Source organism: Ramlibacter alkalitolerans (assembly GCF_016722765.1).
GTDB classification, from domain to species: domain Bacteria; phylum Pseudomonadota; class Gammaproteobacteria; order Burkholderiales; family Burkholderiaceae_C; genus Ramlibacter; species Ramlibacter alkalitolerans.
This window is the reverse complement of sequence record NZ_JAEQND010000003.1, coordinates 80,832-105,286: the sequence shown is the minus strand read 5'-3', so window position 1 is coordinate 105,286 and position 24,455 is coordinate 80,832. Positions and strand designations below refer to the sequence as shown.

24 protein-coding genes and 1 other RNA gene are annotated in these 24,455 nt (G+C 68.6%); 11 read left to right on the top strand and 14 right to left on the bottom strand.

Annotation, left to right across the window (positions count from 1 at the left end; genetic code table 11):
- Nucleotides 1-35: 35 nt before the first annotated feature.
- The 8 genes from ffs (at nt 36) to JI746_RS05795 (ending at nt 7,228) form a co-directional block, all read left to right on the top strand.
- Nucleotides 36-132, top strand: an RNA gene (gene ffs / locus JI746_RS05830) — signal recognition particle sRNA small type.
- A 192-nt stretch (nt 133-324) separates the two neighbouring features.
- Nucleotides 325-795 carry a hypothetical protein gene (locus tag JI746_RS05825; RefSeq protein ID WP_201687871.1) on the top strand — a complete coding sequence of 157 codons (471 nt, stop codon included), beginning with the start codon at nt 325-327 and terminating at the stop codon, nt 793-795.
- Nucleotides 796-971: 176 nt separating this feature from the next.
- The gene (locus JI746_RS05820) at nt 972-1,610 is read left to right on the top strand and encodes a hypothetical protein (RefSeq protein WP_201687870.1); all 639 of its coding nucleotides are present in this window, start codon (nt 972-974) and stop codon (nt 1,608-1,610) included.
- Between the two features lie 149 nt (nt 1,611-1,759).
- Nucleotides 1,760-2,092 carry a thioredoxin TrxA gene (gene trxA, locus JI746_RS05815; RefSeq protein WP_201687869.1) on the top strand — a complete coding sequence of 111 codons (333 nt, stop codon included), beginning with the start codon at nt 1,760-1,762 and terminating at the stop codon, nt 2,090-2,092.
- Nucleotides 2,093-2,307: 215 nt separating this feature from the next.
- A complete protein-coding gene (gene rho / locus JI746_RS05810; RefSeq protein WP_201687868.1) occupies nt 2,308-3,573 on the top strand; it encodes a transcription termination factor Rho in 1,266 nt (421 codons plus the stop codon).
- Between the two features lie 236 nt (nt 3,574-3,809).
- Complete coding sequence (locus JI746_RS05805) at nt 3,810-4,070, top strand: type B 50S ribosomal protein L31 (RefSeq protein WP_201687867.1); 261 nt, start codon at nt 3,810-3,812, stop codon at nt 4,068-4,070.
- Between the two features lie 102 nt (nt 4,071-4,172).
- Entirely contained in the window at nt 4,173-5,861 is a 1,689-nt protein-coding gene (locus tag JI746_RS05800) for a hypothetical protein (RefSeq protein WP_201687866.1), read from the top strand.
- Entirely contained in the window at nt 5,858-7,228 is a 1,371-nt protein-coding gene (locus JI746_RS05795; RefSeq protein WP_330892952.1) for an MATE family efflux transporter, read from the top strand. Before JI746_RS05800 ends, JI746_RS05795 begins: the two co-directional genes overlap by 4 nt.
- On the opposite strand, the gene phoR is transcribed toward JI746_RS05795, so the two are convergent.
- From phoR to ftsH, 11 genes are all read right to left on the bottom strand, one after another.
- A complete protein-coding gene (gene phoR / locus JI746_RS05790; RefSeq protein ID WP_201687865.1) occupies nt 7,225-8,553 on the bottom strand; it encodes a phosphate regulon sensor histidine kinase PhoR in 1,329 nt (442 codons plus the stop codon). The genes JI746_RS05795 and phoR overlap by 4 nt on opposite strands.
- The gene (gene phoB / locus JI746_RS05785) at nt 8,550-9,248 is read right to left on the bottom strand and encodes a phosphate regulon transcriptional regulator PhoB (protein ID WP_201687864.1); all 699 of its coding nucleotides are present in this window, start codon (nt 9,246-9,248) and stop codon (nt 8,550-8,552) included. Before phoB ends, phoR begins: the two co-directional genes overlap by 4 nt.
- Entirely contained in the window at nt 9,245-9,958 is a 714-nt protein-coding gene (phoU, locus tag JI746_RS05780; protein WP_201687863.1) for a phosphate signaling complex protein PhoU, read from the bottom strand. The genes phoB and phoU overlap by 4 nt, the downstream gene beginning before the upstream one ends.
- 14 nt (nt 9,959-9,972) lie before the next feature.
- Nucleotides 9,973-10,755: a phosphate ABC transporter ATP-binding protein PstB gene (pstB, locus tag JI746_RS05775; protein WP_201687862.1), complete on the bottom strand. Its 783-nt coding sequence runs from the start codon at nt 10,753-10,755 to the stop codon at nt 9,973-9,975.
- A gap of 8 nt (nt 10,756-10,763) precedes the next feature.
- Nucleotides 10,764-11,609, bottom strand: a complete 846-nt coding sequence (gene pstA / locus JI746_RS05770; protein WP_201687861.1) for a phosphate ABC transporter permease PstA — start codon at nt 11,607-11,609, stop codon at nt 10,764-10,766.
- Nucleotides 11,606-12,613 carry a phosphate ABC transporter permease subunit PstC gene (gene pstC / locus JI746_RS05765; protein WP_201687860.1) on the bottom strand — a complete coding sequence of 336 codons (1,008 nt, stop codon included), beginning with the start codon at nt 12,611-12,613 and terminating at the stop codon, nt 11,606-11,608. The genes pstA and pstC overlap by 4 nt, the downstream gene beginning before the upstream one ends.
- A gap of 23 nt (nt 12,614-12,636) precedes the next feature.
- Nucleotides 12,637-13,674 carry a phosphate ABC transporter substrate-binding protein PstS gene (gene pstS / locus JI746_RS05760; protein WP_201687859.1) on the bottom strand — a complete coding sequence of 346 codons (1,038 nt, stop codon included), beginning with the start codon at nt 13,672-13,674 and terminating at the stop codon, nt 12,637-12,639.
- Between the two features lie 164 nt (nt 13,675-13,838).
- Nucleotides 13,839-14,327: a hypothetical protein gene (locus JI746_RS05755; protein WP_201687858.1), complete on the bottom strand. Its 489-nt coding sequence runs from the start codon at nt 14,325-14,327 to the stop codon at nt 13,839-13,841.
- Nucleotides 14,328-14,494: 167 nt separating this feature from the next.
- Nucleotides 14,495-15,829, bottom strand: coding sequence for a phosphoglucosamine mutase (gene glmM, locus JI746_RS05750; RefSeq protein ID WP_201687857.1), 1,335 nt, complete (start codon nt 15,827-15,829; stop codon nt 14,495-14,497).
- A 22-nt stretch (nt 15,830-15,851) separates the two neighbouring features.
- Nucleotides 15,852-16,688, bottom strand: a complete 837-nt coding sequence (gene folP, locus JI746_RS05745) for a dihydropteroate synthase (RefSeq protein ID WP_201687856.1) — start codon at nt 16,686-16,688, stop codon at nt 15,852-15,854.
- Between the two features lie 74 nt (nt 16,689-16,762).
- Nucleotides 16,763-18,670 carry an ATP-dependent zinc metalloprotease FtsH gene (gene ftsH / locus JI746_RS05740; protein WP_201687855.1) on the bottom strand — a complete coding sequence of 636 codons (1,908 nt, stop codon included), beginning with the start codon at nt 18,668-18,670 and terminating at the stop codon, nt 16,763-16,765.
- A 1,175-nt stretch (nt 18,671-19,845) separates the two neighbouring features.
- On the opposite strand from ftsH, the gene JI746_RS05735 reads away from it, so the two are divergent.
- Nucleotides 19,846-21,627 carry a multicopper oxidase family protein gene (locus JI746_RS05735; RefSeq protein WP_236599607.1) on the top strand — a complete coding sequence of 594 codons (1,782 nt, stop codon included), beginning with the start codon at nt 19,846-19,848 and terminating at the stop codon, nt 21,625-21,627.
- A 27-nt stretch (nt 21,628-21,654) separates the two neighbouring features.
- Entirely contained in the window at nt 21,655-22,293 is a 639-nt protein-coding gene (locus JI746_RS05730) for an SCO family protein (protein WP_201687854.1), read from the top strand.
- On the opposite strand, the gene JI746_RS05725 is transcribed toward JI746_RS05730, so the two are convergent.
- On the bottom strand, nt 22,283-22,939 hold the full coding sequence (locus JI746_RS05725) for an RlmE family RNA methyltransferase (RefSeq protein ID WP_201687853.1): 657 nt from the start codon (nt 22,937-22,939) through the stop codon (nt 22,283-22,285). The genes JI746_RS05730 and JI746_RS05725 overlap by 11 nt on opposite strands.
- A 20-nt stretch (nt 22,940-22,959) precedes the next feature.
- On the opposite strand from JI746_RS05725, the gene JI746_RS05720 reads away from it, so the two are divergent.
- Nucleotides 22,960-23,433 (top strand): YhbY family RNA-binding protein, encoded by a 474-nt coding sequence (locus JI746_RS05720; RefSeq protein WP_201687852.1) that lies wholly within the window; start codon nt 22,960-22,962, stop codon nt 23,431-23,433.
- Here the strand turns inward: JI746_RS05720 and JI746_RS05715 are convergent.
- Nucleotides 23,381-23,845, bottom strand: a complete 465-nt coding sequence (locus tag JI746_RS05715; RefSeq protein WP_330892951.1) for a DUF4149 domain-containing protein — start codon at nt 23,843-23,845, stop codon at nt 23,381-23,383. The two genes, JI746_RS05720 and JI746_RS05715, sit on opposite strands and share 53 nt — an antisense overlap.
- Nucleotides 23,846-23,847: 2 nt before the next feature.
- Entirely contained in the window at nt 23,848-24,324 is a 477-nt protein-coding gene (gene greA / locus JI746_RS05710) for a transcription elongation factor GreA (protein ID WP_201687851.1), read from the bottom strand.
- Nucleotides 24,325-24,455: the final 131 nt, after the last annotated feature.

Genomic DNA, 24,455 nt, shown 5'->3' with positions numbered 1-24,455 from the left:
TCGGCGCGACGCCGCACGCGGGTAGAATGCGAAGTGACGGGCCTCCCCGCATGGTGAAGCGGCCAACCGGGTCAGGTGGGGAACCAAGCAGCCCTAACTGTGGAGCCAGTGCCGGGGGTAAGGCTCGTCACCTTCTTCCTTCCGTGATCGCGACGCGCATCAGCGCGCCCGCCGACCGTCCCGACATCTCCCGCCGCCAAGTAGTTCACGCAATCACGCACCGCATGCGTGCACCTGCGTCTCTGCAGCACTTCCACGACGCATTTGTTCGAAACATTCGATTACATTCGCGCTCGAGAGGGATTCAGAGAAGTCGGAGGGGACGTGGCAGGTTCACCGGGAATCACGCGGAAATCGGATCCGCGGCGCGCGCCGGGGCACGAGATCGAGGTGCTCGAGAAGAACACCGACACCTCGTGGGCCATGTTCCAGGCGCTGCACAACGCGCACGAACGTGGCTTCGAGAAGACGGAGCCTGCGTGCCTGCCCGTGCCGGCCAGGCCCGCGAACGCTGCGCTGTCGGTGGAAGACGTGCTGCAGCACGCCCGCCGGCACAACCGCGTGTGCCCCAAGCCGCTCGTGTGGCAGCGCCTGTACGACTGGCTTCCGAACAAGCCGGATCAGCTCGCCCGCGTGCCCGCGACACGGGCGGAGTGGGAGCAACTGCCCACGCTGGAAAAGCGCAGCCGGCTGCGCGACCACATCGAGTGGGCCGCCTCGCAAGGCGTGCTGGCGAAAGTCCACGAGGCGCTCCAGGCCTTGCCGGAAGAACGCTGGCAGCACATGGGGGACTAGCGCCGAGCCGGCCTTCAGCGCAACGCTCGCCGCTGCCCGGCGGCGTGCCGTCCGTCGATTTGTCCTCCTGCATCCGCGTTACGCGCGGGCGCGGTCTTACACGCTCCTGACGAGACATCCCACAAACTTCCCGCTACTGCCCTGCCAGACTTCTTCGCATCACTGGGAGGTGAGCCATGGAGAACGCTGCTGAGGCTGCCGCGGAAGTCGCCGGCACGCACAGGAATCGTCGAACGACCGTCTGCGCCCTCGCCGCGCTGTGGATTGCTTGCCCTGCCGCATGGGCGCAGGAAGCTTCACGCCCGGCCGGCGACGTCCTCGTCGCGCAGGCCCGGGAACCCGCGGTCCGGGTCGAGGTGCAAACCACCACGCTGCCACGCATCGAGGCCCAGGACGCCGGCTTCCAGGCGCCGCGCGTCGACGTGTCGCTGATCCCCTCGCATCCCGGCAACTACGGCCTCGGCCCCGTCGTCGGCATGAGCGGCTTCGCGGCACGCCCGGGCCTGTCGACGATCGGCCTGCAACCGCAGCGGCCGAGCTTCGACGTGGGCCTGCGCTGGAGCCAGCGCGTGCAGGGCCAGCACGTGGACATCACCGCATGGCGGCGCATGAACACCGAGGACGATGCGTATTCGCTGGTGCAGGCGCGCCAGGCGGTCTATGGCGCGCGCTTCGAGGTGAGCCTGGCGGCGGCGGCCAAGAGCCCGTTCGCGTTCGATCGCAGCTTCATCGGCATGCAGCTCGAAGGCGGCGGACGCATCTCCCTGCGCCGCAAGTACGGCGGGCCGATGATCTACTACCGCACGAGCTTCTGAGCGCAGCGCGTGGCCACGCGGCCGCGCGCTGGCCGATGCTATCGTCCCGATAGCGAAGGACCTTCTCCCCAGGCCGGCCGCGGCTTCCGGTTTCTGTCACAATTTCCCTCTCGCAGCGCAAGCGGCATGACCCGCAACCAGAGGAACCCATGGCCAGCGACCTGATCAAGCACATTTCCGACGCGTCCTTCGAATCCGACGTCCTGAAGGCGGACAAGCCGGTCCTCGTGGACTACTGGGCGGAATGGTGCGGCCCCTGCAAGATGATCGCGCCCATCCTCGACGAGGTCTCCGTCGCCTACAAGGACAAGCTGCAGATCGCCAAGATGAACGTCGACGAGAACCGCGACGTGCCGGCCAAGTTCGGCATCCGCGGCATCCCCACGCTGATGCTGTTCAAGGACGGCCAGCTCGCCGCGACCAAGGTGGGCGCCATGAGCAAGGCGCAACTCACCGCCTTCATCGACCAGCAACTCGCTTGATCCGCGCGCCGGATTGTCGCCAGACGGGGCCTGTGGCCCCGTTTCTCCTTTGTGGCCGGGGCATTCGCCCCTCCCGCATTTTTGCTGCATAATTCCGCCCAATCACTGCAGCCGCGCGAGGCGGCGCAGTTCGAGTACCGGTTCGCAGGGCACCTCTCGCCCCGCAACGAACCTCCCCCAGACCACCGACAAGAACTCCCCACAGGGGTACCTCCATGCACCTGAACGAACTCAAGGCGCTGCACGTCTCGGAAGTCCTCAAGCAGGCCGAAGAGCTCGAGATCGAGAACACCGGCCGCATGCGCAAGCAGGAGCTGATGTTCGCCATCATCAAGAAGCGCGCGCGCGCGGGCGAGCAGGTCTTCGCCGATGGCGTGCTGGAGATCCTGCCGGACGGCTTCGGTTTCCTGCGCAGCCCGGACACGAGCTACACCGCCAGCACCGACGACATCTACATTTCGCCTTCGCAGGTGCGCCGCTTCAACCTGCACACCGGCGACATGATCGAAGGCGAGGTCCGCACGCCCAAGGACGGCGAGCGCTACTTCGCGCTGACCAAGCTCGACAAGGTCAACGGCGGCCTGCCGGAGGACAACAAGCACAAGATCATGTTCGAGAACCTGACGCCCCTGTTCCCGCGGGAACAGATGCGCCTCGAACGCGACAACCTCAAGAGCGAAGAGAACATCACCGGCCGCGTGATCGACATCATCGCGCCGATCGGCAAGGGCCAGCGCGCGCTGATCGTCGCCCCGCCCAAGAGCGGCAAGACGGTGATGATGCAGCACATCGCGCACGCCATCGCGGCCAACTTCCCGGACAGCTACATGATGGTGCTGCTGGTGGACGAGCGCCCGGAAGAAGTGACGGACATGCAGCGCTCGGTGAAGGCCGAAGTGATCGCGTCCACCTTCGACGAGCCCGCCGCCCGCCACGTGCACGTCGCCGAGATGGTGATCGAGCGCGCCAAGCGCCTGGTCGAACTGAAGAAGGACGTCGTGATCCTGCTGGACTCGATCACGCGCCTGGCCCGGGCCTACAACAACGTCGTGCCCTCCTCCGGCAAGGTGCTCACGGGCGGCGTGGATGCCAACGCGCTGCAGCGCCCCAAGCGCTTCCTGGGTGCCGCGCGGAACGTCGAGGAAGGTGGCTCGCTCACGATCATCGCCACCGCGCTGATCGACACCGGCTCGCGCATGGACGAAGTGATCTTCGAGGAGTTCAAGGGCACCGGCAACTGCGAACTGCACCTCGATCGCCGCCTGTACGAGAAGCGCGTGTTCCCCTCGATCCAGCTCAATCGCTCCGGCACGCGCCGCGAGGAACTGCTGCTGGCCCCCGAGATCCTGCAGAAGACCCGCATCCTGCGCCAGTTCATGTACAACATGGACGAGATCGAGGCGATGGAGATGGTCCTCAAGTCGATGAAGGCCACCAAGACCAACGTGGAGTTCTTCGACATGATGCGGCGGGGCGGGTAAGGCGGGCAGCCAACAGCCAACAGCCAACCCCGACTGCCGAACGCAGAGGCCGCAAAAGTTACGCAGAAACCGCAAAAGGGAAAACCTCTTGAAGGGTCTTTTCTGCGGCTTTTGCGTAACTTTTGCGGCTTCTGCGTTCATGTCTCCCGTACCCCGCGTTCCGCTATAATCGAGAGCTTTTCCGGAAAGTACGCCAGATCTCCTGGCGCGGCTGCCGAACCGACACGAGGACCCCCATGAAAGAAGGCATCCACCCCAATTACCGCGACGTCTGCTTCGTCGACCTGTCGAACGGTTTCAAGTTCGTCACGCGCTCGTGCGTGGCCACCCGCGAGACCACGAAGATGGACGACGGCCGCGAACTGCCGCTGTTCAAGCTGGATACCTCCAGCGAGTCGCACCCCTTCTATACCGGCACGCAGAAGTCCGTGTCCGACATGGGCGGCCGCGTGGACAAGTTCCTGAAGAAGTTCGGCAACAAGGCCGCCGCGAAGTAATCCGCAAGGTCTCCACCCACGAAAGGCAGCTTCCGGGCTGCCTTTTTCGTTACGGCGCCGCCGCGCCAAGCCCGTCTGCCGGCCTGTGACAAACTCGCGCGCGTGAATCAGCCGACCCCCGCCATCGTCACCCAGGGCGCCGTGCGCCGCCTGCCCAGGCTGGCGCTGCTGCTGTTCTGCGCGGCGTACGTGCTGCCCGGCTTCATCGGCCGCGAGCCGTGGAAGAACGCGGACATCATGGCGTTCGGCTACATGTACGAGCTGGCCCTGGGCGACGCCCAGTGGCTCAACCCGGACCTGCTGGGGCAGCCCCCCGAATTCGACGCCCTGCTGCCCTACTGGCTGGGTGCCTGGGCGATGCGCATCGCACCGGCCTGGCTGACCGCCGACTTCGCCGCGCGCATCCCCTTCATCGCCCTGCTGGTGCTGACGCTGCTGGCCACCTGGTACGGCGTCTACTTCCTGGCCCGCACGCCGGGCGCGCAGCCCGTGCCCTTCGCCTTCGGCGGCGAGGCGCACCCCACCGACTACGCGCGCGCCATGGCCGACGGCGGCCTGCTGGCCCTGATCGCCTGCCTCGGGCTGGCGCAGCTCTCGCACGAAACGACGCCCGCCCTGGCGCAGCTCGGGTTCACCGCCCTCACCTTCTATGGGCTGGCGGCGCTGCCGTACCGCATGACCGTGCCGACGCTGGCCCTCGGTGCCGGCCTGGCCGGCCTCGGCCTGAGCGGCGCGCCCGCCATGGCGAGCCTGTTCGCGCTCGGCGGCGCAGTGCTGCACTTCGCCGGTGCGCCGCAGGACGCCGCGACCGACACGCGCGGCAGCCGCGGCGCGGCGCTGATCGTCGCCGTGGGGCTCGCCGCCGGGGTGGTCGCCGCCGCGTTCGACATGTGGGAGTGGCGCCTCACGCCCGGCCCCTTCGCCGCGACGCGCGACTGGCCCTCGATCGGCCGCCTGCTGGCCTGGTTCACCTGGCCGGCCTGGCCGCTGGCGCTGTGGACGGTGTGGCGCTGGCGGCGCCAGCTGGGGCAGCGCCACGTGGCGCTGCCGCTGTGGTTCGCGGTGGTGGGCATCCTCACCTCGGTGCTCGCGCCCAACCCCGACCGCGCCCTGCTCCTGAGCCTGCCCGCCATGGCGACGCTCGCCGCGTTCGCGCTGCCGACCTTCAAGCGCAGCGTGTCGGCGCTGATCGACTGGTTCACCCTGCTGTTCTTCAGCGGCTGCGCCCTGGTCATCTGGGTGATCTGGATCTCGCTGCAGACGGGCGTGCCGCCCAAGCCGGCCGCCAACGTGGCGCGGCTCGCGCCCGGCTTCGTGCCCTCGTTCTCGCTGCTGCCCTTCGTGGTCGCACTGGCGGCCACCCTCGCCTGGATCGCGCTGGTGCGCTGGCGCACCGCGCGCAGCCGCGAGGCGATCTGGAAGAGCCTGGTGCTGCCGGCGGGCGGCTCCGCGCTCGGCTGGCTGCTGGTGATGACGCTGTGGCTGCCGGTGCTCGATTACGCGCGCAGCTATGCGCCGCTGGTGGAGCGGGTGCGGGCGCGCATGGACGCGCCCGGTTGCGTCGAGGTGTTCGGCCTCACGCGCGCGCAGGTCGCCGCACTGCGCTACCACGGCAAGCTGGACCTGCACATGGCGGCGGCGCCCAGCGCCTGCCCCTGGCTGATCGCCTCGGAGGAGCTGCAGGCCTCGGTGCCGATGGCGTTCGCGCCGGCGCGCTGGAAGCTGGTGGCCAGCATCCCGCGGCCGACGGACACGCGCGAGAACGTGCTCCTGTACAAGCAGGTCCCGTGAGCGCCGGAGCTGGCGCGAGCGAACGCGGCATCATCGCGCGCCACGCCGGCACGGTGCTGGCGGGCCAGCTGGCCACCATGGCCTTCGGCATCACGGACACGATCGTGGCCGGGCGTTATTCGCAGCAGGCACTGGCGGCGCTCTCCGTCGGCTCGGCGGTCTACATCACGGTCTTCGTCGCGCTCATGGGCGTGCTGCAGGCGCTCCTGCCGATCTGGGCCGAGCTGCACGGCGGCCGGCGGCACGAGGAGGTCGGGCGCTCCGTGCGGCAGGCGCTGTACCTCGCGGTGCTGGCCAGCGTGGCCGGCGTCTTCGGGCTGCTGTTCCCCAACACGCTGCTGCAAGGCACGGAAGTACCGCCCGCACTGCAGGACGACGTGCGCCAGTACCTTTCGGTGCTGGCGCTGGCGCTGCCGCCGGCGCTGCTGTTCCGGATGTACAGCACCCTGAACCAGAGCCTCGGGCATCCGCAGCTCGTGACCTGGCTGCAGCTCGCCTCGATGCTGGTGAAGGTGCCGCTGACGATCTGGTTCGCCTTCGGCGGCGCCGGCGTGCCCGCCATGGGCGCGGTGGGCTGCGCCTGGGCCACCGTGGTCGTGAACTACCTGTTCGTGGCGATCGCGCTCTGGATGGTGCGCACCAGCGCGCTGTACGCGCCGTACGCGGTATGGCGGCCGCCGGAGCCGCCGCACTGGCGCACCATCGCGGAGTTCGCGCGCCTGGGCATCCCGGCGGGCCTGGCGATCATGGTGGAGGTCACGTCCTTCACGCTGATGTCGCTGTTCATCGCCCGCCAGGGAACGCTGGCCTCGGCCGCCCACCAGATCGCCGCCAACCTGGCGGCGGTGATGTACATGGTGCCGCTGTCGATCGCGATCGCCACCAGCGCGCGGGTGAGCTACTGGCTCGGGGCCGGCGAGGCGAAGAAGGCCCGCGGCAGCATCCGCACCGGCTTTCGCATCGGGCTGACGCTGGCGGTGGTCATGGGCTGCGCGATGATGCTGGCGCGCAGCGGCCTCGCCTCGCTCTACTCGTCGGACCGGCAGGTCGCCGCCGTCGCCACCGGCCTGCTCGCGTGGGTGGCCGTGTACCACTTCGGCGATGCGATGCAGGCGCTGTGCGTGTTCATGCTGCGTTCCTACCGCGTGACCGTGGCGCCGCTGGTGGCCTACTGCATTCTGCTGTGGGGCGTAGGCGTGCTGGGGGGCTACCAGCTCGCGTACCGGGGGGTCGGCACCTGGCCGGCGCTGCAGAGCCCCGCCGCCTTCTGGATCGGCAGCAGCTTCGCCTTGGCGGTGCTGGCCATCGTGCTGCCGCTGATCCTGTGGCGCGCCGTGCGCGACAGCCGCATCACGGTTGCGGCTTAGGAACGCGTGACATCCGGCTGCTGCACGCGCACGCGGCCGGGCGGCAGCACCATGGTGAAGGTGGAGCCGCGGCCGGGCGCACTCTCGATGCGCAGTTCGCCCCCGTGCCGCTGCACGATGTGCTTGACGATCGCCAGCCCCAGGCCGGTGCCGCCGCTTTCGCGCGAGCGGCTGCGGTCGACCCGGTAGAAGCGCTCGGTCAGCCGGGGCAGGTGTTCCGGCGCGATGCCCGGCCCGGTATCGCGCACGGACAGCGCCACGCCGCCCTGTGGCGTCGGGCTCGCGCGCACTTCCACCGTGCCGCCGGAGGGCGTGTAGCGCACTGCGTTGCTCACCAGGTTGGACAAGGCGCTCTGGAGTTCACCCGGCGCCCCGGCCACGGCCATCCCGTCGCCGGCATCGAACACCAGCCGCAGGGTCTTGGCCTGGACGGCCGCCAGCGCGCGCGCTTCCTGCTCGCATTGCGCCATCAGCCCCTGCATGGCCATCCACTCGCCTGCTCCCGGCGGCGGGCTGCCTTCCAGGCGGGACAGCACCAGCAGGTCGGCCACCAGCATCTGCATGCGCTGCGCCTGCTGCGCCATCAGGCCGAGGTAGCGCTCCTGCTCGGGCGCGGCGAGCTCCAGCGTCTGCAGGGTCTCGACGAAGCCCGCCAGCACCGTCAGCGGCGTGCGGATCTCGTGCGAGACGTTGGCGACGAAGTCGCGCCGCATGGCCTCGGCCTGCTCCACCGCCGTCACGTCGCGCGAGAGCAGCAGCCGGCGGCCTTCGCCGTAGGGATGCACGTGCAGGGCGATGCGGCGCGGCCGCGCGGGCGTGCTGCCCGCTGCATCGATGACGACGTCGCCCGTGTAGTGGCCGGCGTGATAGAACTCGGTGAAGCGCGGATCGCGCAGCAGGTTGACCACCTGCTGCTGCAGGTCGCGCTGGAAATCGAGCCCGAGGTGGTTGGCCGCGGTCTGGTTGAACCACTCGATGCCGCCGCGCGCATCGAGCAGCACCACGCCATTGGGCGAGGTCCGGATCGCATCGAGGAAGGCGTGCAGCCGCCGCTCGGCGTCGTCGGCGCGCTCCTCGCGCGCAGCCAGCGCCCGCCGGGCCCGCGCCGCCGCCCGGCCCCAGGCGCCCGCGAGCGTGGGCGCGCCGCGCAACTGGCCGGCCTCCAGCCAGCGCAGCACGCGGGTGGCCGCGAAGGTGTCGAGCGTGAACCAGAGCGCCGCGCCGGCCGCGACACCGAGCGTGGCGCCGGGCCACGCTTCCAGCAGCCAGCCGATGACGCCGCCGCCGGCGAGGCAGGAAAGGAAGATGAAGACGCGCGCGCTCACGCGCCCGCCGGCTGCGCCGTGATGCGATAGCCGGCGCCGCGCACCGTCTCCACCAGCCCGCCGGCTGGGCCCAGCGCCTCGCGCAGCCGCTTGACGTGCACATCCACCGTGCGTTCCTCGAGGAACACGTGGTCACCCCAGACGCGATCCAGCAGTTGCTGACGGCTGTGCACGCGCTCCGGATGCTTCATCAGGTAATGCAGCAGCTTGAATTCGGTGGGGCCGAGCTTCAGCGGCTTGCCCTCCCAGGAGACACGATGCGTCGCCGCGTCGAGGGTCAGCCCGGCCAGCGCGACGCGCTCCTCGCTCTTTTCCGGCGCGCGCCGCCGCAGCACGGCGCGGATGCGCGCCAGCAGTTCCTGGGTGGAAAAGGGCTTGGTGATGTAGTCGTCGGCGCCGGCGTCCAGGCCCGCGACCTTGTCCGGTTCGTCGCCGCGCGCGGTGAGCATGAGGATGGGCACGCCCCGGGTGCGCGCGTCGCCGCGCCAGCGCCGTGCGAGCTGCACGCCCGTCGCGCCGGGCAGCATCCAGTCCAGGAGGATCGCGTCCGGCAGCACGGCATCGATCTCGCGCTGCGCGGCCTCGCCGTCCTCGGCCCAGACGGGGGCCAGGCCGTTGTGGCGCAGGTTCACCGCGATCAGTTCGGCGATCGCGGGTTCGTCCTCGACGATCAGGATGCGGGCTGGCTGCTTCATCCGCGGGATTTCACGGTGGACTCGATCTGCTCCATCGTACTGTGCCGCACGTCGGCGCCCTTGACGACGTAGATGATGCATTCCGAGATGTTCTTGGCATGGTCGCCGATGCGCTCGATGGCCTTGGCGATGAACAACAGGTCGAGGCTGCTGGAAATGGTGCGCGGGTCTTCCATCATGTACGTGATCAGCTTGCGCACGAAGCCGTCGAACTCGCGGTCGAGCGCGTCGTCCTCCTTCAGGATCGCCACGGCGCTGGCGCAGTCCAGGCGCGCGAAGGCGTCCAGCGACTTGCGCAGCCCGGCCGAGGCGAGGTCCGATGCCACGCGCAGTTCGCCGGCCGGCAGCGAGCGGGCGGTGCCGCTGCGGGCCAGGATGGAGCGCACCATCCGCGCCACCCGCTCCGCCTCGTCGCCCACGCGCTCCAGGTTGGCGGTGACGCGCGAGATCGCCATCAGCAGCCGCAGGTCGCGCGCGGTCGGCTGGCGCCGCGCGATGATCGAGGACAGCTCGCGGTCGATCTCCAGCTCCATCAGGTTCACCCGGTGCTCGGTTTCGACGACCTGTCCCGCGGCCTCGTCGCTGAAGTTCGCAAGCGCGTAGGTGGCCTGGCGGATCTGCGACTCCACCAGTCCGCCGAGTTCCATCACCCGCGACGACAGGGCATCGAGCTCGCTGTCGAACTGGGTGGATAGGTGCTTGTCCAGCATCGCCGTGCCCTCCATCAGCCGAAGCGGCCGGTGATGTAGTCCTCGGTTTCCTGGCGCCGCGGCTGGAAGAAGATCTGCTCCGTCTCGCCCACTTCCACCAGGTTTCCCAGGTACATGTAGGCGGTGTAGTCGGACACACGGGCGGCCTGCTGCATGTTGTGCGTGACGATCACCACGGTGTAGTCCTTCTTCAGCTCGGCGATCAGCTCCTCGATCTTGCCGGTGGAGATCGGGTCCAGCGCAGAACAGGGTTCGTCCAGCAGCAGCACCTCGGGCTTGATGGCGATGCCGCGCGCGATGCACAGGCGCTGCTGCTGGCCGCCCGACAAGCCGGCGCCGCTCTGGTGCAGCTTGCCCTTCACCTCGCCCCACAGGGCCGCCTTCTCCAGCGCCCACTCCACCCGCTCGTCCATGTCTGCCTCCTCGAGGTTCTCGAACAGGCGCACGCCGAAGGCGATGTTGTCGTAGATGGACATCGGGAAGGGCGTGGGTTTCTGGAACACCATGCCGATCCGGGCGCGGATCAGGGCCACGTCCTTCTTCGACGTCAGCAGGTTCTCGCCGTCGAAGGCGATCTCACCCTCCGCGCGCTGGTCCGGGTAGAGCTGGTACATGCGGTTGAAGGTGCGCAGCAGCGTGGACTTGCCGCAGCCGGAAGGGCCGATGAAGGCCGTGACCTTCTTCTCCGGGATGTCGAGATCGATGTTCTTCAGCGCGTGGTACTTGCCGTAGTAGAAATTCAGCTTGCGCACCGAGAGGCTGGTGCGCACCGGCGAGGGAGGGAGCGTGGCTTGCATGGATCCGTTCAGTGCTTGCTGCGGGTGACGACGCGCGCCAGGATGTTCAGGGCCAGCACGGCCAGCGTGATGAGGAAGACGCCGGCCCAGGCGAGCTGCTGCCAGTTCTCGTACGGGCTCATGGCGAACCTGAAGATGGTCACCGGCAGGCTGGCCATCGGCTGCGACAGGTCGGAGGTGAAGAACTGGTTGTTCAAGGCCGTGAAGAGCAGCGGCGCGGTCTCGCCCGAGATGCGGGCCACCGCCAGCAGCACGCCGGTGACCACGCCCGCGCGCGCGGCGCGCAGCGTGATGCCGGAAATCACCTTCCATTTCGGCGCGCCGAGCGCATGGGCGGCCTCGCGCAGGCCCGCCGGCACCAGGAGCAGCATGTTCTCGGTGGTGCGGATCACGATCGGGATCACGATCAACGCCAGCGCGATGGCGCCGGCCCAGCCCGAAAAGTGCCTGAAGCGCGCCACCACGACGGCATGGACGAACAGGCCGATCACGATGGAGGGCGCGGACAGCAGGATGTCGTTGACGAAGCGCGTGGTCGATCCGAGCCAGCCGTGGCGGTCGTATTCGGCCAGGTAGATGCCGGCCATGATGCCGACGGGCGTGCCGACGAAGGTGGCCAGCAGCACCATCAGCACCGAGCCCCAGATCGCGTTCAGGATGCCGCCGCCCTCGTTCGGCGGCGGCGTCATCTCGCTGATCGTCGTCCAGGCCAGTCCGCCGAAGCCGAGCCGCACCGTCTCGCACAGGATCCAGACCAGCCAGGACACGCCGAAGGCCATGGCCGCCAGCGAGAGCGCCAGCGCGATGCGGTTGACGCGCTTGCGCGCCAGGTACTTGCGCTCTGCCTCGGTCACGCCGGCGCTCCCTCGTTGCGGCGCAGCCGCGCGAGCAACAGCTTCGACAGCGAGAGCACGACGAAGGTGATGAGGAACAGCACCAGGCCCAGGTAGACCAGCGCGGACTGGTGCATGCCCTGCCCGGCTTCGGCGAATTCATTGGCGAGGGCCGACGTGATGCTGTTGGCCGGTGCGAACAGGCTCGGCGTGTCGAGCTGGTTGAAGTTGCCGATCACGAAAGTGACGGCCATCGTCTCGCCCAGCGCGCGGCCCAGCCCCAGCATGATCCCGCCGATCACGCCGGCCTTGGTGTGGGGCAGCACCACGCGGAACACCACCTCCCAGGTCGTCGAGCCGAGTGCATACGCCGACTCCCTGAGCATGGGCGGCGTCACCTCGAACACGTCGCGCATCACCGCGGCGATGAAGGGGATGATCATGATCGCCAGGATGATCCCGGCAGCCAGGATGCCGAGGCCCACCGGCGGGCCGGAGAACAGCGGCCCGAGCAGCGGCACCCCGGCGAAGGCGGCCTGCAGCGGCTGCTGCACCCAGGCGGCGAGGATGGGGCCGAACACCAGCAGGCCCCACATGCCGTAGACGATGGATGGCACGGCGGCCAGCAGTTCGATCGCGGTGCCGAGCGGGCGCTTCAGCCACGCCGGCGAGAGTTCGGTCAGGAACAGCGCGATCCCGAAGCTCACGGGCACCGCGATCGCCAACGCGATCAGCGAGGTCGCCATGGTGCCGTAGATCATCGCGGCGCCGCCGAAGGACTCGCCCACCGGGTCCCACACGCTGCTGGTGAAGAAGCCCAGGCCGTATCTCTCGATCGCTGGCCAGGCGCCCACCAGCAGGGAGACGAGGATGCCCGCCAGCACGGCCAGCGTCAGCAGGGCGGCGAGCCGCGCCGTCCAGCCGAACACGTGATCGATCGCGGCGGCGCGGCGCAGGCGGCCGGCCGGCGCGGACAGCGGAACACCGAGGGCGGGGACGCCGACGAGGGTGGAAGCTCGGTCCATGCCGCGTTACGGACAGCTTCTTCCTACTTCGCAGCGGCGGACTTGCCGCTCGCGTCCCGGATCTCGGTGGCCCACAGCCTTTCCACCTGGGCCTTCACCGCCGCCGGCATCGGCACGTAGTCCAGGTCGTCGGCCGTCCTGTCGCCGTTGCGGTACGCCCACTCGAAGAACTTCAGCGTGGCGCTGGCCTGCGCAGGCTTCTCCTGCGCCTTGTGCATCAGGATGAAGGTGGCGCCGGTGATCGGCCACGCGTCGGCACCCTGCTGGTTGGTGAGGATCTGGTGGAAGGTCTTCGCCCACTCCGCGCCGGCGGCGGCCGCCTTGAAGGCCGTGTCCTCGGGTGCCACGAAGCGACCGGCCGCGTTCTGCAGCAGCGCGTAGGTCATCCTGTTCTGCTTCACGTACGCGTATTCCACGTAGCCGATGGAGTTGGGCAGGCGGCGTACGAAGGCGGCGACGCCCTCGTTGCCCTTGCCACCCGCGCCGGTCGGCCAGTTCACGGCGGTGCCCTCGCCCACCTTCGCCTTCCAGTCCGGGCTCACCTTGGACAGGTAGTTGGTGAAGATGAAGCTGGTGCCCGAGCCGTCGGCGCGGCGCACGACGGCAATCGGCGCATCCGGCAGCTTCACGCCTGGATTGAGCGCGGTGAGGGCCGGGTCGCTCCACTTCGCGATCCTGCCCAGGTAGATGTCCGCCAGCACCGGGCCGCTCAGGCGCAGTTGCCCGGCCGCCAGCCCGGGGATGTTCACGACCGGCACCACGCCGCCGACCACCGTGGGGAACTGCACCAGGCCCCTGGCCTTGAGCTCCCCGTCCTTCAAGGGCATGTCGGAGGCGCCGAAGTCCACCGTCCCGGCCTCGATCTGCTGGATGCCGGCGCCGGAGCCGACCGACTGGTAGTTGATGCGGGCACCGGTCGCCTTGTGGTAGTCGGACGCCCATTTGGCATACAGCGGCGCGGGGAAGCTGGCGCCGGCGCCCGTCACGTCCTGGGCGGCGGCGGCACCGGCGAGCGCCAGTCCGGCGAGGACCAGGGAAGCCGTGCGGATGCGGAAGTTCATGCAATCACCTTCGGGGTTGGAAGTGCTTGCGTGGACTCTAGGGAGCGTTCGTGACAGGCCCGTGACATCGCCGCCGCGGCGGGCCGGGCGCCTTCACGCGCAGTGCAAGCGCATCCCTGCGCCAGGCTCGCGCCAGCGCGGGGACGACGTGGAGAAGGAAGGCCTTAGAAGCGGACGCCGGCCGAGAAGCGCAGGCGGTCGACGGCGCCGGGCGTGCGCAGGGGCTGGTCGTACGACAGCCGCAGGTAGGACTGCCGCCAGTCGTAGCGCACGGCGAGGCCCAGGCGTTCCTGCCCGAGCTGGCGCGTGACCGTCATGGAGAGCGCTTCGCCGCTGGTGAAGCGGTAGCCGCCACCGAGGCTCAGGGCGTCGCCTTCGAGGCTGCGGCCGAGGCCGGCACGGGCGAACCAGTTCTCGCCCGCTTCCAGCGACAGCCCGCTGCCGCTGCCCGAGCGGGCGCCCGAGAGGCGCACCGGCCCCCAGGCGGCCAGGGGCGAGACCGGCACGACCTCCGGCTCCGCCATCAGGGAAGGCGCGGTGAGCGTGTAGTTGGCCGAGAGCGCCTGCGCCTGCACGGCTGCGCAGCCACACGCCAGGCACGCCGCGGCGGCGAGGCTGGAACAGCGTGGCAGGAGGGTGGAAGCGGAGCGCATGGGTTCAATGTAGACCCAGCGCAAAGCCTCTGCCCAGTGAAAGATTACCTATGTGGCTGCGGCGCGACGTACTCACCGCAGATCGGCACCAACGGCCGGATCGGCCGGCTCCAAGGTGGGGCGAAATGGTGGTCGCGGAACAACAGGTTCTTGTTGCCGGCGCCGCTTCAACCCGCCCGGACGGCTTCGGCGAGGCGCTCCGCGCCGCGCTTGGCGGCCTGTTCGTCGCGCGCTTCCACCATCACGCGCAGCACTGGCTCGGTGCCGCTGGCGCGGATCAGGACGCGGCCGGAGCCATCGAGCTCGCGGCGCAGGCTCTCGCACTCGGTGTCGAGGCGCTCGTTCTTCTTCCAGTCCTGCCCGGGCTGCAGGCGCACGTTGATCAGCGTCTGCGGGAAGAGTTGCACGCCCTCCAGCAACTGCGCGAGCGACTTGCCACTGCGCGCGACGGCCTTGAGCACCTGCAATGCGCTGATCAGGCCGTCGCCGGTGGTGTGCTTGTCCAGCGCCAGCAGGTGGCCGGAGCCTTCGCCGCCCAGCAACCAGCCGCGCTTCTCGAGTTCTTCCAGCACGTAGCGGTCGCCGACCTTGGCGCGCACGAACTCGACGTCGTGCTCCTTCAGCGCGACCTCCACCGCCATGTTGGTCATGAGCGTGCCGACGGCACCCGGCACGCGCTGGCCCTGGGCGATGCGGTCCATCACCATCAGGTACAGCAGTTCGTCGCCGTTGAACAGGCGGCCGGTGGAGTCGATCACCTGCAGGCGATCGGCGTCGCCGTCGAGGGCGATGCCGAAGTCCGCGCGGTTCGCACGCACGGCGCTCGCCAGCGCCTCGGGATGGGTGGCACCGACCTTGTCGTTGATGTTCAGGCCGTCGGGCGCACAGCCGATGCAGAACACCTCGGCTCCGAGTTCGTGGAACACCTTGGGAGCGATGTGGTACGCCGCGCCGTGCGCGGAATCGACGGCGATGCGCATGCCCTTGAGCGTGAGTTCGTGGGCGAAGGTGCCCTTGCAGAACTCGATGTAGCGGCCGGCGGCGTCGTCCAGGCGGCGGGCCTTGCCCAGCGTGGCGGAGTCGGCCCACTGCGGCTTTTCCAGCAAGGCGGCCTCGACGTCGGCTTCCCACTGGTCCGGCAGCTTGGTGCCCTGGGCGCTGAAGAACTTGATGCCGTTGTCGGGATACGGATTGTGGCTGGCGCTGATCACCACGCCCAGGCTCGCACGTTGCGCGCGCGTGAGGTAGGCCACGCCGGGCGTCGGCAAGGGGCCGAGCAGCACGACGTCGACGCCGGCGGAGTTGAAGCCGGACTCGAGCGCGCTTTCCAGCATGTAGCCGGAGATGCGCGTGTCCTTGCCGATCAGCACCGTGGGCCGGTCTTCGGCGCGCTTGAGGACGCGGCCCACCGCGTGCGCGAGGCGCAGCACGAAGTCGGGGGTGATCGGGGGTTCGCCCACCGTGCCGCGGATGCCGTCGGTGCCGAAATACGTTCTGCTCATGTCATGCTCCCTGTACTGCTTGTCATGGGCCGGGCGCGGATTGGACCGCGGCCCAGACCTTCAGCGCTGCCACCGTCTCGCGCACGTCGTGCACGCGCACGATGCGGGCGCCGCGCTCCACTGCCAGCAAGGCCGCTGCCACGCTGGGCACCAGCCGCTCCTGCACCGCCGCGCCCGTCACCGAACCGAGCGAGGACTTGCGCGACCATCCCGCCAGCAGCGGGTATCCGTCGTGCAGCAGTTCGCGCTGGCGCGCCAGCAGCGCGAAATTCTGTTCGACCGTCTTGCCGAAGCCGATGCCCGGGTCCCATGCGATGCGCGTGACCGAGACGCCGCGCTGCCGCAGCGCCTCGCTGCGCAGGCGCAGGAACTCGCGCACCTGCGGCACCGCATCGCCCTGCATGGGCGAGCGCTGCATGGTCTGCGGCTCGCCGTGCATGTGCATCAGGCACACGCCGCAGGCCGGATGGTTCGCCACCACGCCGATGGCGTCGGGCCGCTGCAGCGCCCAGATGTCGTTGATGATGTCGGCGCCGAGGTCCAGCGCCTCCTGCATCACCTCCGGCTTGTAGGTGTCGACGGAGAGCGGCACGCCCAGTCGCACGGCCTCGCGCACCACCGGCATCACGCGGGCACGCTCCTCGTCCAGCGGCACGGGCGCCGTGCCCGGACGCGAGGATTCGCCGCCGATGTCGAGGATGTCGGCGCCCTGGCGGATCAGTTCCTCGCAGTGCTCCAGCGCCCTGCGCGTGCTGACGAAACGCCCCCCATCGGAGAACGAGTCGGGCGTGACGTTGACGATCCCCATCACCCTCGGTTGCGCGAGGTCCAGGAGGAAACGGGCGGTCTGCCACTGCATGGGCGGGATTGTGCGCTACGGGACCAAAAGGAAAGGGGCCCCGGGGGCCCCTTCGTCAACACTTCACGCGGATTTTACGCCGCGTTGGGCGCCGGGTCCGCCCCTGTCGTCGGGCCGGCGGAGCCGCCACCGTGCGGCGTGCGCGGCACGAAGTCCTTGGGCGGACGCGGCTCGCGGCCGGCCATGATGTCGTCGATCTGCTCGGCGTCGATGGTTTCCCATTCGAGCAGCGACTTGGCCATCATGTGCATCTTGTCGCTGTGGTCCTCGATCAGCTTGCGGGCCAGTGCGTACTGCTCGTCGATGATGCGGCGCACCTCCAGGTCGACCTTCTGCATGGTCTGCTCGGAGATGTTGGTCGTCTTGGTCACCGAGCGGCCGAGGAACACCTCGCCCTCGTTTTCGGCGTAGACCATCGGCCCCAGCGCATCGGACATGCCGTAGCGCATCACCATGTCGCGCGCCAGGTGCGTGGCGCGCTCGAAGTCGTTCGAAGCGCCCGTCGTCATCTGGTTCATGAAGACCTCTTCCGCGATCCGGCCGCCGAACAGCATCGCGATCTGGTTCAGCATGTAGTCGCGGTCGTAGCTGTAGCGGTCCTTCTCGGGCAGGCTCATCGTCACGCCCAGGGCGCGGCCGCGCGGGATGATGGTGACCTTGTGCACCGGGTCGCACTTGGGCAGCAGCTTGCCGATGATGGCGTGGCCGGCCTCGTGGTACGCGGTGTTGCGGCGTTCCTCTTCCGGCATCACCATGGACTTGCGCTCCGGGCCCATGATGATCTTGTCCTTGGCCTTCTCGAAGTCCTGCATCTCCACCACGCGGGCGCTGCGGCGGGCGGCCATCAGGGCGGCCTCGTTGCAGAGGTTGGCGAGGTCGGCGCCCGACATGCCCGGCGTGCCGCGCGCGATGATCGCGGCGTTCACGTCCTGGCCGATCGGGATCTTGCGCATGTGCACGTTCAGGATCTGCTCGCGGCCGCGGATGTCCGGCAGCGTGACGTAGACCTGGCGGTCGAAGCGGCCGGGCCGCAGCAACGCGGCGTCCAGGATGTCGGGGCGGTTGGTCGCGGCGATCACGATCACGCCGAGGTTGGTCTCGAAGCCGTCCATCTCGACCAGCATCTGGTTGAGGGTCTGCTCGCGCTCGTCGTTGCCGCCGCCGAGACCGGCGCCGCGCTGGCGGCCGACGGCGTCGATTTCATCGATGAAGATGATGCAGGGGGCGTTCTTCTTCGCGTTCTCGAACATGTCGCGCACGCGGGCCGCGCCCACGCCGACGAACATCTCGACGAAGTCGGAGCCGGAGATCGAGAAGAATGGCACCTTGGCTTCGCCGGCGATGGCCTTGGCGAGCAAGGTCTTGCCGGTGCCGGGAGGGCCGACGAGCAGCAGGCCGCGCGGGATGCGGCCCCCGAGCTTCTGGAATTTCTGCGGGTCCTTCAGGAAGTCGACCACTTCCTTGACTTCTTCCTTGGCCTCGTCGCAACCCGCGACGTCGGTGAAGGTGATCTGGTTGCTGCTCTCGTCGAGCATGCGGGCCTTGCTCTTGCCGAAGCTGAAGGCGCCGCCCTTGCCGCCGCCCTGCATCTGCCGCATGAAGTAGATCCACACGCCGATCAGCAGCAGCATCGGGCCCCAGCTCACGAGCAGCGTCATGAGCAGCGAGCCTTCCTCGCGCGGCTTGACGTCGAACTTGACGCCGCTGTTGATCAGGTCGCCGATCAGCCCGCGATCGAGGTAGGTGGCGGTGGTGCGCACCTTGCGGTCATCGTTGGTGATGGCCACGATCTCGGTGCCGCCCTGGCCCTCCTGGATCACCGCGTTCTTGATCTGCTTGTTTCGCACCTGCTCGAGGAAGTCCGAGTAGCCCACGACGGACGCGCCAGCGGCGCCACGGGTATCGAACTGCTTGAATACGGTGAAAAGCACCAGTGCGATCACCAGCCAGACGGCGATCTTGGAAAACCACTGATTGTTCAAACTGAGTCTCCGGGGCGGTCTGCGCCCATATAGCCCATCTACAGGTGCCAAGTGAAGCCCATTCTAGGGGTTTCAAGCGCGCGAACCCTGCATTTTTGCGACGCGTTCCATAGGCGCGGCACCCGGCGTGCTGTACGACACGATCCCACGCCGCGCTGCGCAGGCGCTAGTGTGACAGTCGTCGTCGCGGCCGCACCACCTGCCGCCAGTACCCCCATGGTCGAGTGGAAGTACTACGTCTGATGGTTAAGCATTTCGCTAGTGTCGCTCAGCCGCTCATCCGGATCGATTCTCATCCCTTCGGACGAAGTCAGCTCGTTGAAGGGTTCACGGTAGGAATGCCGCCCGGCCAACATTTCGCGTCCATGAATGAGACTGGAACCCGCATGGATGCTGGCCTTTGCCCAGCTTTGGGCACGTGCGGTGGATCTGTCGGGTTAACACGATGGACCGCATTTTTTGCTTCGTATGCAACCGGATACCTTAAGTGTAACTTTTTGCATCATATCTGGAATACCACCAATGTGGGCATCTATAAGCTTTCCTACCGATTACCAAATGCAAGTGATCGGAGGAATTCGCTACCGGCCACCCCAACACCTAGAACACCGGACGAGTCGTCAGAACGGCAATTTTGAGGGTCGAGCGCCAGAACAGCTCGCCTTGGAGGTGGAGAAATGCAGATCGAACAGGCATCGTTAGTGGAGTCGCTGGCCAAGACGCGTGTCGTCAAGCAGCGGGACAGCGACCCGTACCGCGGCTCCTACCGACCGAAGGCCGACGCCGGCACCGTGTGCCCGGGCACGGCCCCGGGCTGCGACCCGCTCGCAGCGTCCTGCCCGCCCGTCGATCCGGGTTGCCCGGCGTGGTGGATCCTGCACCGGCTCGCTTCGCCGCAGCCCTTCCCCGTGGCTCTGCCGGCAAGCGCTGCTCCCATGGTCGGCGATCGAACCTGGCGTCCATGCCGCCGGTCGGCTCGACCGTAAGTCACTTCTGCTGATCACCGCCGGACCGCCCGGTCCGGCCGCCTGCTTGCCCCCGCGGGGCCGGCGCGGACTCGCTTTGCCCTGGCCCCTCGAGGCCGCAGCAAGGCGCGCCTGCCGGGCCGCCGCGCCCGCGATTTCCTGCAGATGTGAATCGACCGATCCGCCCTTTCACCGGACGAGGAGAAAGACATGGCACAAGCCAACGAACATGCCGACCGGGCCGCCCCCAAGGGGATCACGCGCCGGTCGCTGCTGACGGCCTCTGCTGCGGCAGCCCCCCTGCTGATGGTGCAGCGCAAGGCGCAAGCGCAGGTGCTGGTGCTGCCGCCGAGCCCGCCGACCACCCCCTGGGCGGAGGAACTGCCGCTGCAGGACACTCCGCTGGCGCCCGCACCCTTCGCGCTCAGCCCGGCGCCCACCCTGCTGGCCAATGCGGCCGGCGGCGAATGCGGGCGCGTGGCGCACCAGCGCTACGAGGAGCTGACCGGGCCCGGCGGCCCTGCGGGCACGCCGGTGCAGTACCAGCTGACGGCCAGGGAGAACCCCGCCTGGCGCTTCAACGGCGACAACCCGTACTACCCGCCGCAGCCGATCTGGGGCTTCGAGGGCAACACGCCGGGCGCGACGACGCCCGGGCCGACCATCCATGCACGCTACGGCACGCCCATCCTGTGCCGCATCCGCAATGCGCTGCCGGCGTTCTCCACCGGCTTCGGCTCGCCGGAGATCAGCACCCACCTGCACAACCTGCACACGCCTTCGGAGAGCGACGGCTACGCCGGCGACTACTTCAGCCCCGCGAAGAAGGGCCCGACGCTCAATGGCCCGGGCGCCTTCAAGGACCACTTCTGGCCCAACCTGTACGCCGGCATCGATGAATTCGGCGGCATCGGGGACCCGCGCGAGGCCCTCGGCTCGCTGTTCTATCACGACCACACCGAGGGCATGACGGCCCCCAACGTGCTCAAGGGCCTCTCCGGTCGCTACAACATCTACGACGAGCTCGACTCGGGCAGCGAACAGTCCGGCCTGCGGCTGCCGAGCGGCGCCTACGACTACCCGCTCACCTTCGCCGACCGCCGCTTCGACGTCGATGGCCGCATGACCTTCGACCAGCTGAATCCCGAGGGTGTGCTGGGCGACAAGCTGCTGGTCAACGGCAAGATCGAGCCGGTGCTGCGCGTGGCCCGCCGCAAGTACCGCTTCCGCCTGCTGAACACGGGGCCGACGCGCTTCTTCGAGCTGTACCTGCAGAACCGGGCCGGCAGCAGCGTCTACCCGTACACCGTGATCTCCCACGACGGCAACCTGCTGCCCAACCCGCTCGCCAACCAGCTCGGCGTGCGGATCGCACCGGCGGAGCGCACCGACATCGTGATCGACTTCGCGCGCTTCCCGCTCGGCACCGAGCTGTTCATCGTGAACATGCTGGTGCAGAACACGACGCGGCGGCCCGAGAAGGTCGTGGCCCCCGGCACCCGCGCGCTGAAGATCGTGGTCGACCGCAACCCGCCCGAGCCCGACATGAGCCAGGTGCCCGCCGTGCTGCGTCCCCTGCGCCCCCTGCCCAGCGACGCGGAGCTGGCGACGCTGCCGGTGCGCCGCTTCAAGTTCGAGCGCTCGGGCGGCATGTGGGCGGTCAACGGCCGTTTCTTCAACGTGTTCGAGCCGGCCGCTTCGCCGCGGCGCGGCAGCGGCGAGATCTGGGAGCTGTCCAACATCGACGACGGCTGGCAGCACCCGGTGCACATCCACTTCGAGGAAGGGCGCATCCTGAGCAAGACGGTCGCGGGCGTGCCCGTCGCGATCCCCCCGATCGAGCGCGGGCGCAAGGATGTCTACGTGGTCGGCGAGCGGATGACCGTGCGCGTCTTCATGCGCTTCCGGGACTTCAACGGCAAGTACATGATGCACTGCCACAACCTCACGCACGAAGACCACGCCATGATGCTGCGCTGGGACATCGTGTGAGCCGACCCATTCCCGAAGGAGACTCGCATGAACTTCCGCTCCCTGGAACTGGTCGGCGGCGGTGCCGTCGCCCTCGCCGGCATGGCCGAATCGATGCTGAACATGCCCGACTGGCAGGCGGCCTCGGTGGCCGCACGCAACGCCAAGGGCAGGCTGCCCAACGTGCGCCTGAAGACGCACGAGGGCAGGACGGTGCGCTTCTACGACGACCTCGTGCGCGACAAGCTGGTCGTGATCAACATGATGTACGCCGGCTGCAACAGGACCTGCCCGCCCATGACGCAGAACCTGGTGCGCGTGCAGCAGCTGCTGCGCGAGCGCATCGGGCGCGACATCTTCATGTACTCGCTCACCGTGCGGCCGGAAGATGACAAGCCGCAGGACCTGGCCGATTTCGCGCGCCTGCATCGCGTGGGCCCGGGCTGGCTGTTCCTGACCGGGGTGCCCGCGGAGGTCGAGGACCTGCGCTACTCGCTCGGCTTCTACGACCCGGATCCGAAGATCGACAAGGAGCCGGGCCGCCACGTCGGCATGGTGCGCATCGGCAACGATGCCTACCGGCGCTGGGGCATGACGCCCGCGCTGGCCGATCCGCGGATGATCGTGGCCGCGATCCAGCACCTGGATCGCAAGCCGCCGCCGCCGGGCACCAAGGTCAGCTCTTGAGGCCGATCCCGACCAGGAAGGTCTCGGACGACTTGTCGCGCGAGGCCTTGGGCTTGAGCGGCTTGACCGTCCGGAACCTTTCCTTGAACAGCTTCACCAGCTGGCTGTAGCCGCTGCCGTGGAACACCTTGCACACGAGGGCGCCCTCGGGTTTGAGGTGGGTCCCGGCGAAGTCGACCGCCAGTTCGACCAGGTGCGCGATGCGTGCCGAATCCGACGAGGCAATGCCCGACAGGTTGGGCGCCATGTCCGAGACCACCACGTCCGCCTTGCGGCCGGCCAGCAGCTTGTCGAGTTCGGCGGCGGGCTCCGGCTCGCGGAAGTCGCCCTGCACGAAGGTCACGCCTTCGACCGGTTCCATGGGCAGGATGTCCAGCGCCAGGATCTGGCCGTCGAGCACGCCGGCGGCCGCGCCTTCGGGCGCCAGCTTGCGGCGCACGTACTGGCTCCACGCACCCGGCGTCGAGCCCAGGTCGACCACCAGGTGCCCCGGCCGGATCAGGCCCAGGGTCTCGTCGATCTCCTTGAGCTTGTAGGCTGCGCGGGCCCGGTAGCCCTCCTTCTGTGCCAGTTTCACGTACGGGTCATTGACGTGGTCGTTCAACCAGGACTTCGTGACCTTCTTGCTTTTGGTGCGGACTTTCATGTGCAACGGATAATAGGCGGATGCCAGCGATTCAACTGAGTGTGGCCGAGCGCAAGGCGCATCGGGCCGAAGCCCATCACCTCGACCCGGTGGTGATGATCGGCAACGACGGCCTGACGCCCGCCGTCGTCAAGGAAACCAACGCGGCGCTCAATGCGCACGGGTTGATCAAGGTCCGCGTGCTGGGGGACGACCGCGAGCAGCGCGAAGCGATCTACCAGCAGCTGGCGGAGGAACTCAACGCCGCGCCCATACAGCACATCGGCAAGCTGCTGGTGCTGTGGCGCCCGAAGCCGAAGAAGGCGAAGGCGGAAGACGAGGAGCGCAAGCCCGGCCCGCGCGAATTCAAGGTCGTGAAGAACTCCAGTCGCGGCGGCCAGCGGCCGGAGGTCAAGCGCGTGCGCGTGCTGGGCAACCAGCGGCTCACCACGGGCGGGATGGTCAAGAAGGCGAAGCCGAAGCAGAAGTCGGTGAAGAAGACGCGCGCCGACTGAGCGGCGTCGTCACCTTCCACAGCAGCACCGCGGCGCAGACCCACTGCGCAGCAAACAGCGCGGTGCCGAAGCTGTGCCAGAACGCCAGGTCCTGCCGCACGACGATCCGCGGCGCCACGGCGAACTGCTGCAGCAGCGCGCACAGCATCCCCACCAGCACGAAGCCGACGGCGCCGCGGGCCCAGCCCATGGTCGCCACGCCCTCCTCGTCGCGCGCGCCCGTCAGCACCACGATGCCGCACACCAGGCTCAGCCAGGCCTGCGCCTCGAACAGCTCGCCGGCGAGCCGGCCCGCCACCGACACCGAAGGCGCATGGCGGAACAGCAGCGGCACCGCCATGAACCCGATCGCGCTCAGGCTGCCCCACCAGAGGGCCGCCGCGAACACGGTCAGGCGGGTCTTCCAGTGCACGGTCAGACGTAGTGGACGGCGACGATCTCGTACCTGCGCGTGCCGCCGGGGGCCTGCACTTCGGCCGTGTCGCCCTCTTCCTTGCCGATGAGGGCGCGGGCGATCGGGCTGGAGATGTTGATCAGCCCCTGCTTGAGGTCGGCCTCGTCCTCGCCCACGATCTGGTACTTGACGGTGGCGCCGCTGTCCTCGTCCTCGAGTTCGACGGTGGCGCCGAACACGACCCGGCCGCCGGCGTCCAGCGAAGTGGGATCGATGACCTGGGCCGCGGCCAGCTTGCCTTCCAGCTCGCGGATGCGGCCTTCGATGAAGCCCTGGCGGTCCTTGGCGGCGTCGTACTCCGCGTTCTCCGACAGGTCGCCCTGGGCGCGGGCCTCGGCAATGGCGGTGATGACCGCCGGCCGGTCGACGGTCTTCAGGCGGTGCAGTTCAGCCTTGAGCTTCTCCGCGCCGCGGACGGTGATGGGAATGGTGGCCATCTCGGGTGGTCTCCTCGGCAGGCGAGGTCTGGTGCCTGCCTGCTCTCACAGCAAAAAACAAACCGCCGAACGTTGCCGGTCGGCGGTGGGGTTCCCGGATTATGCCGCGGAAGCCGGCCAGGGCCTACCCG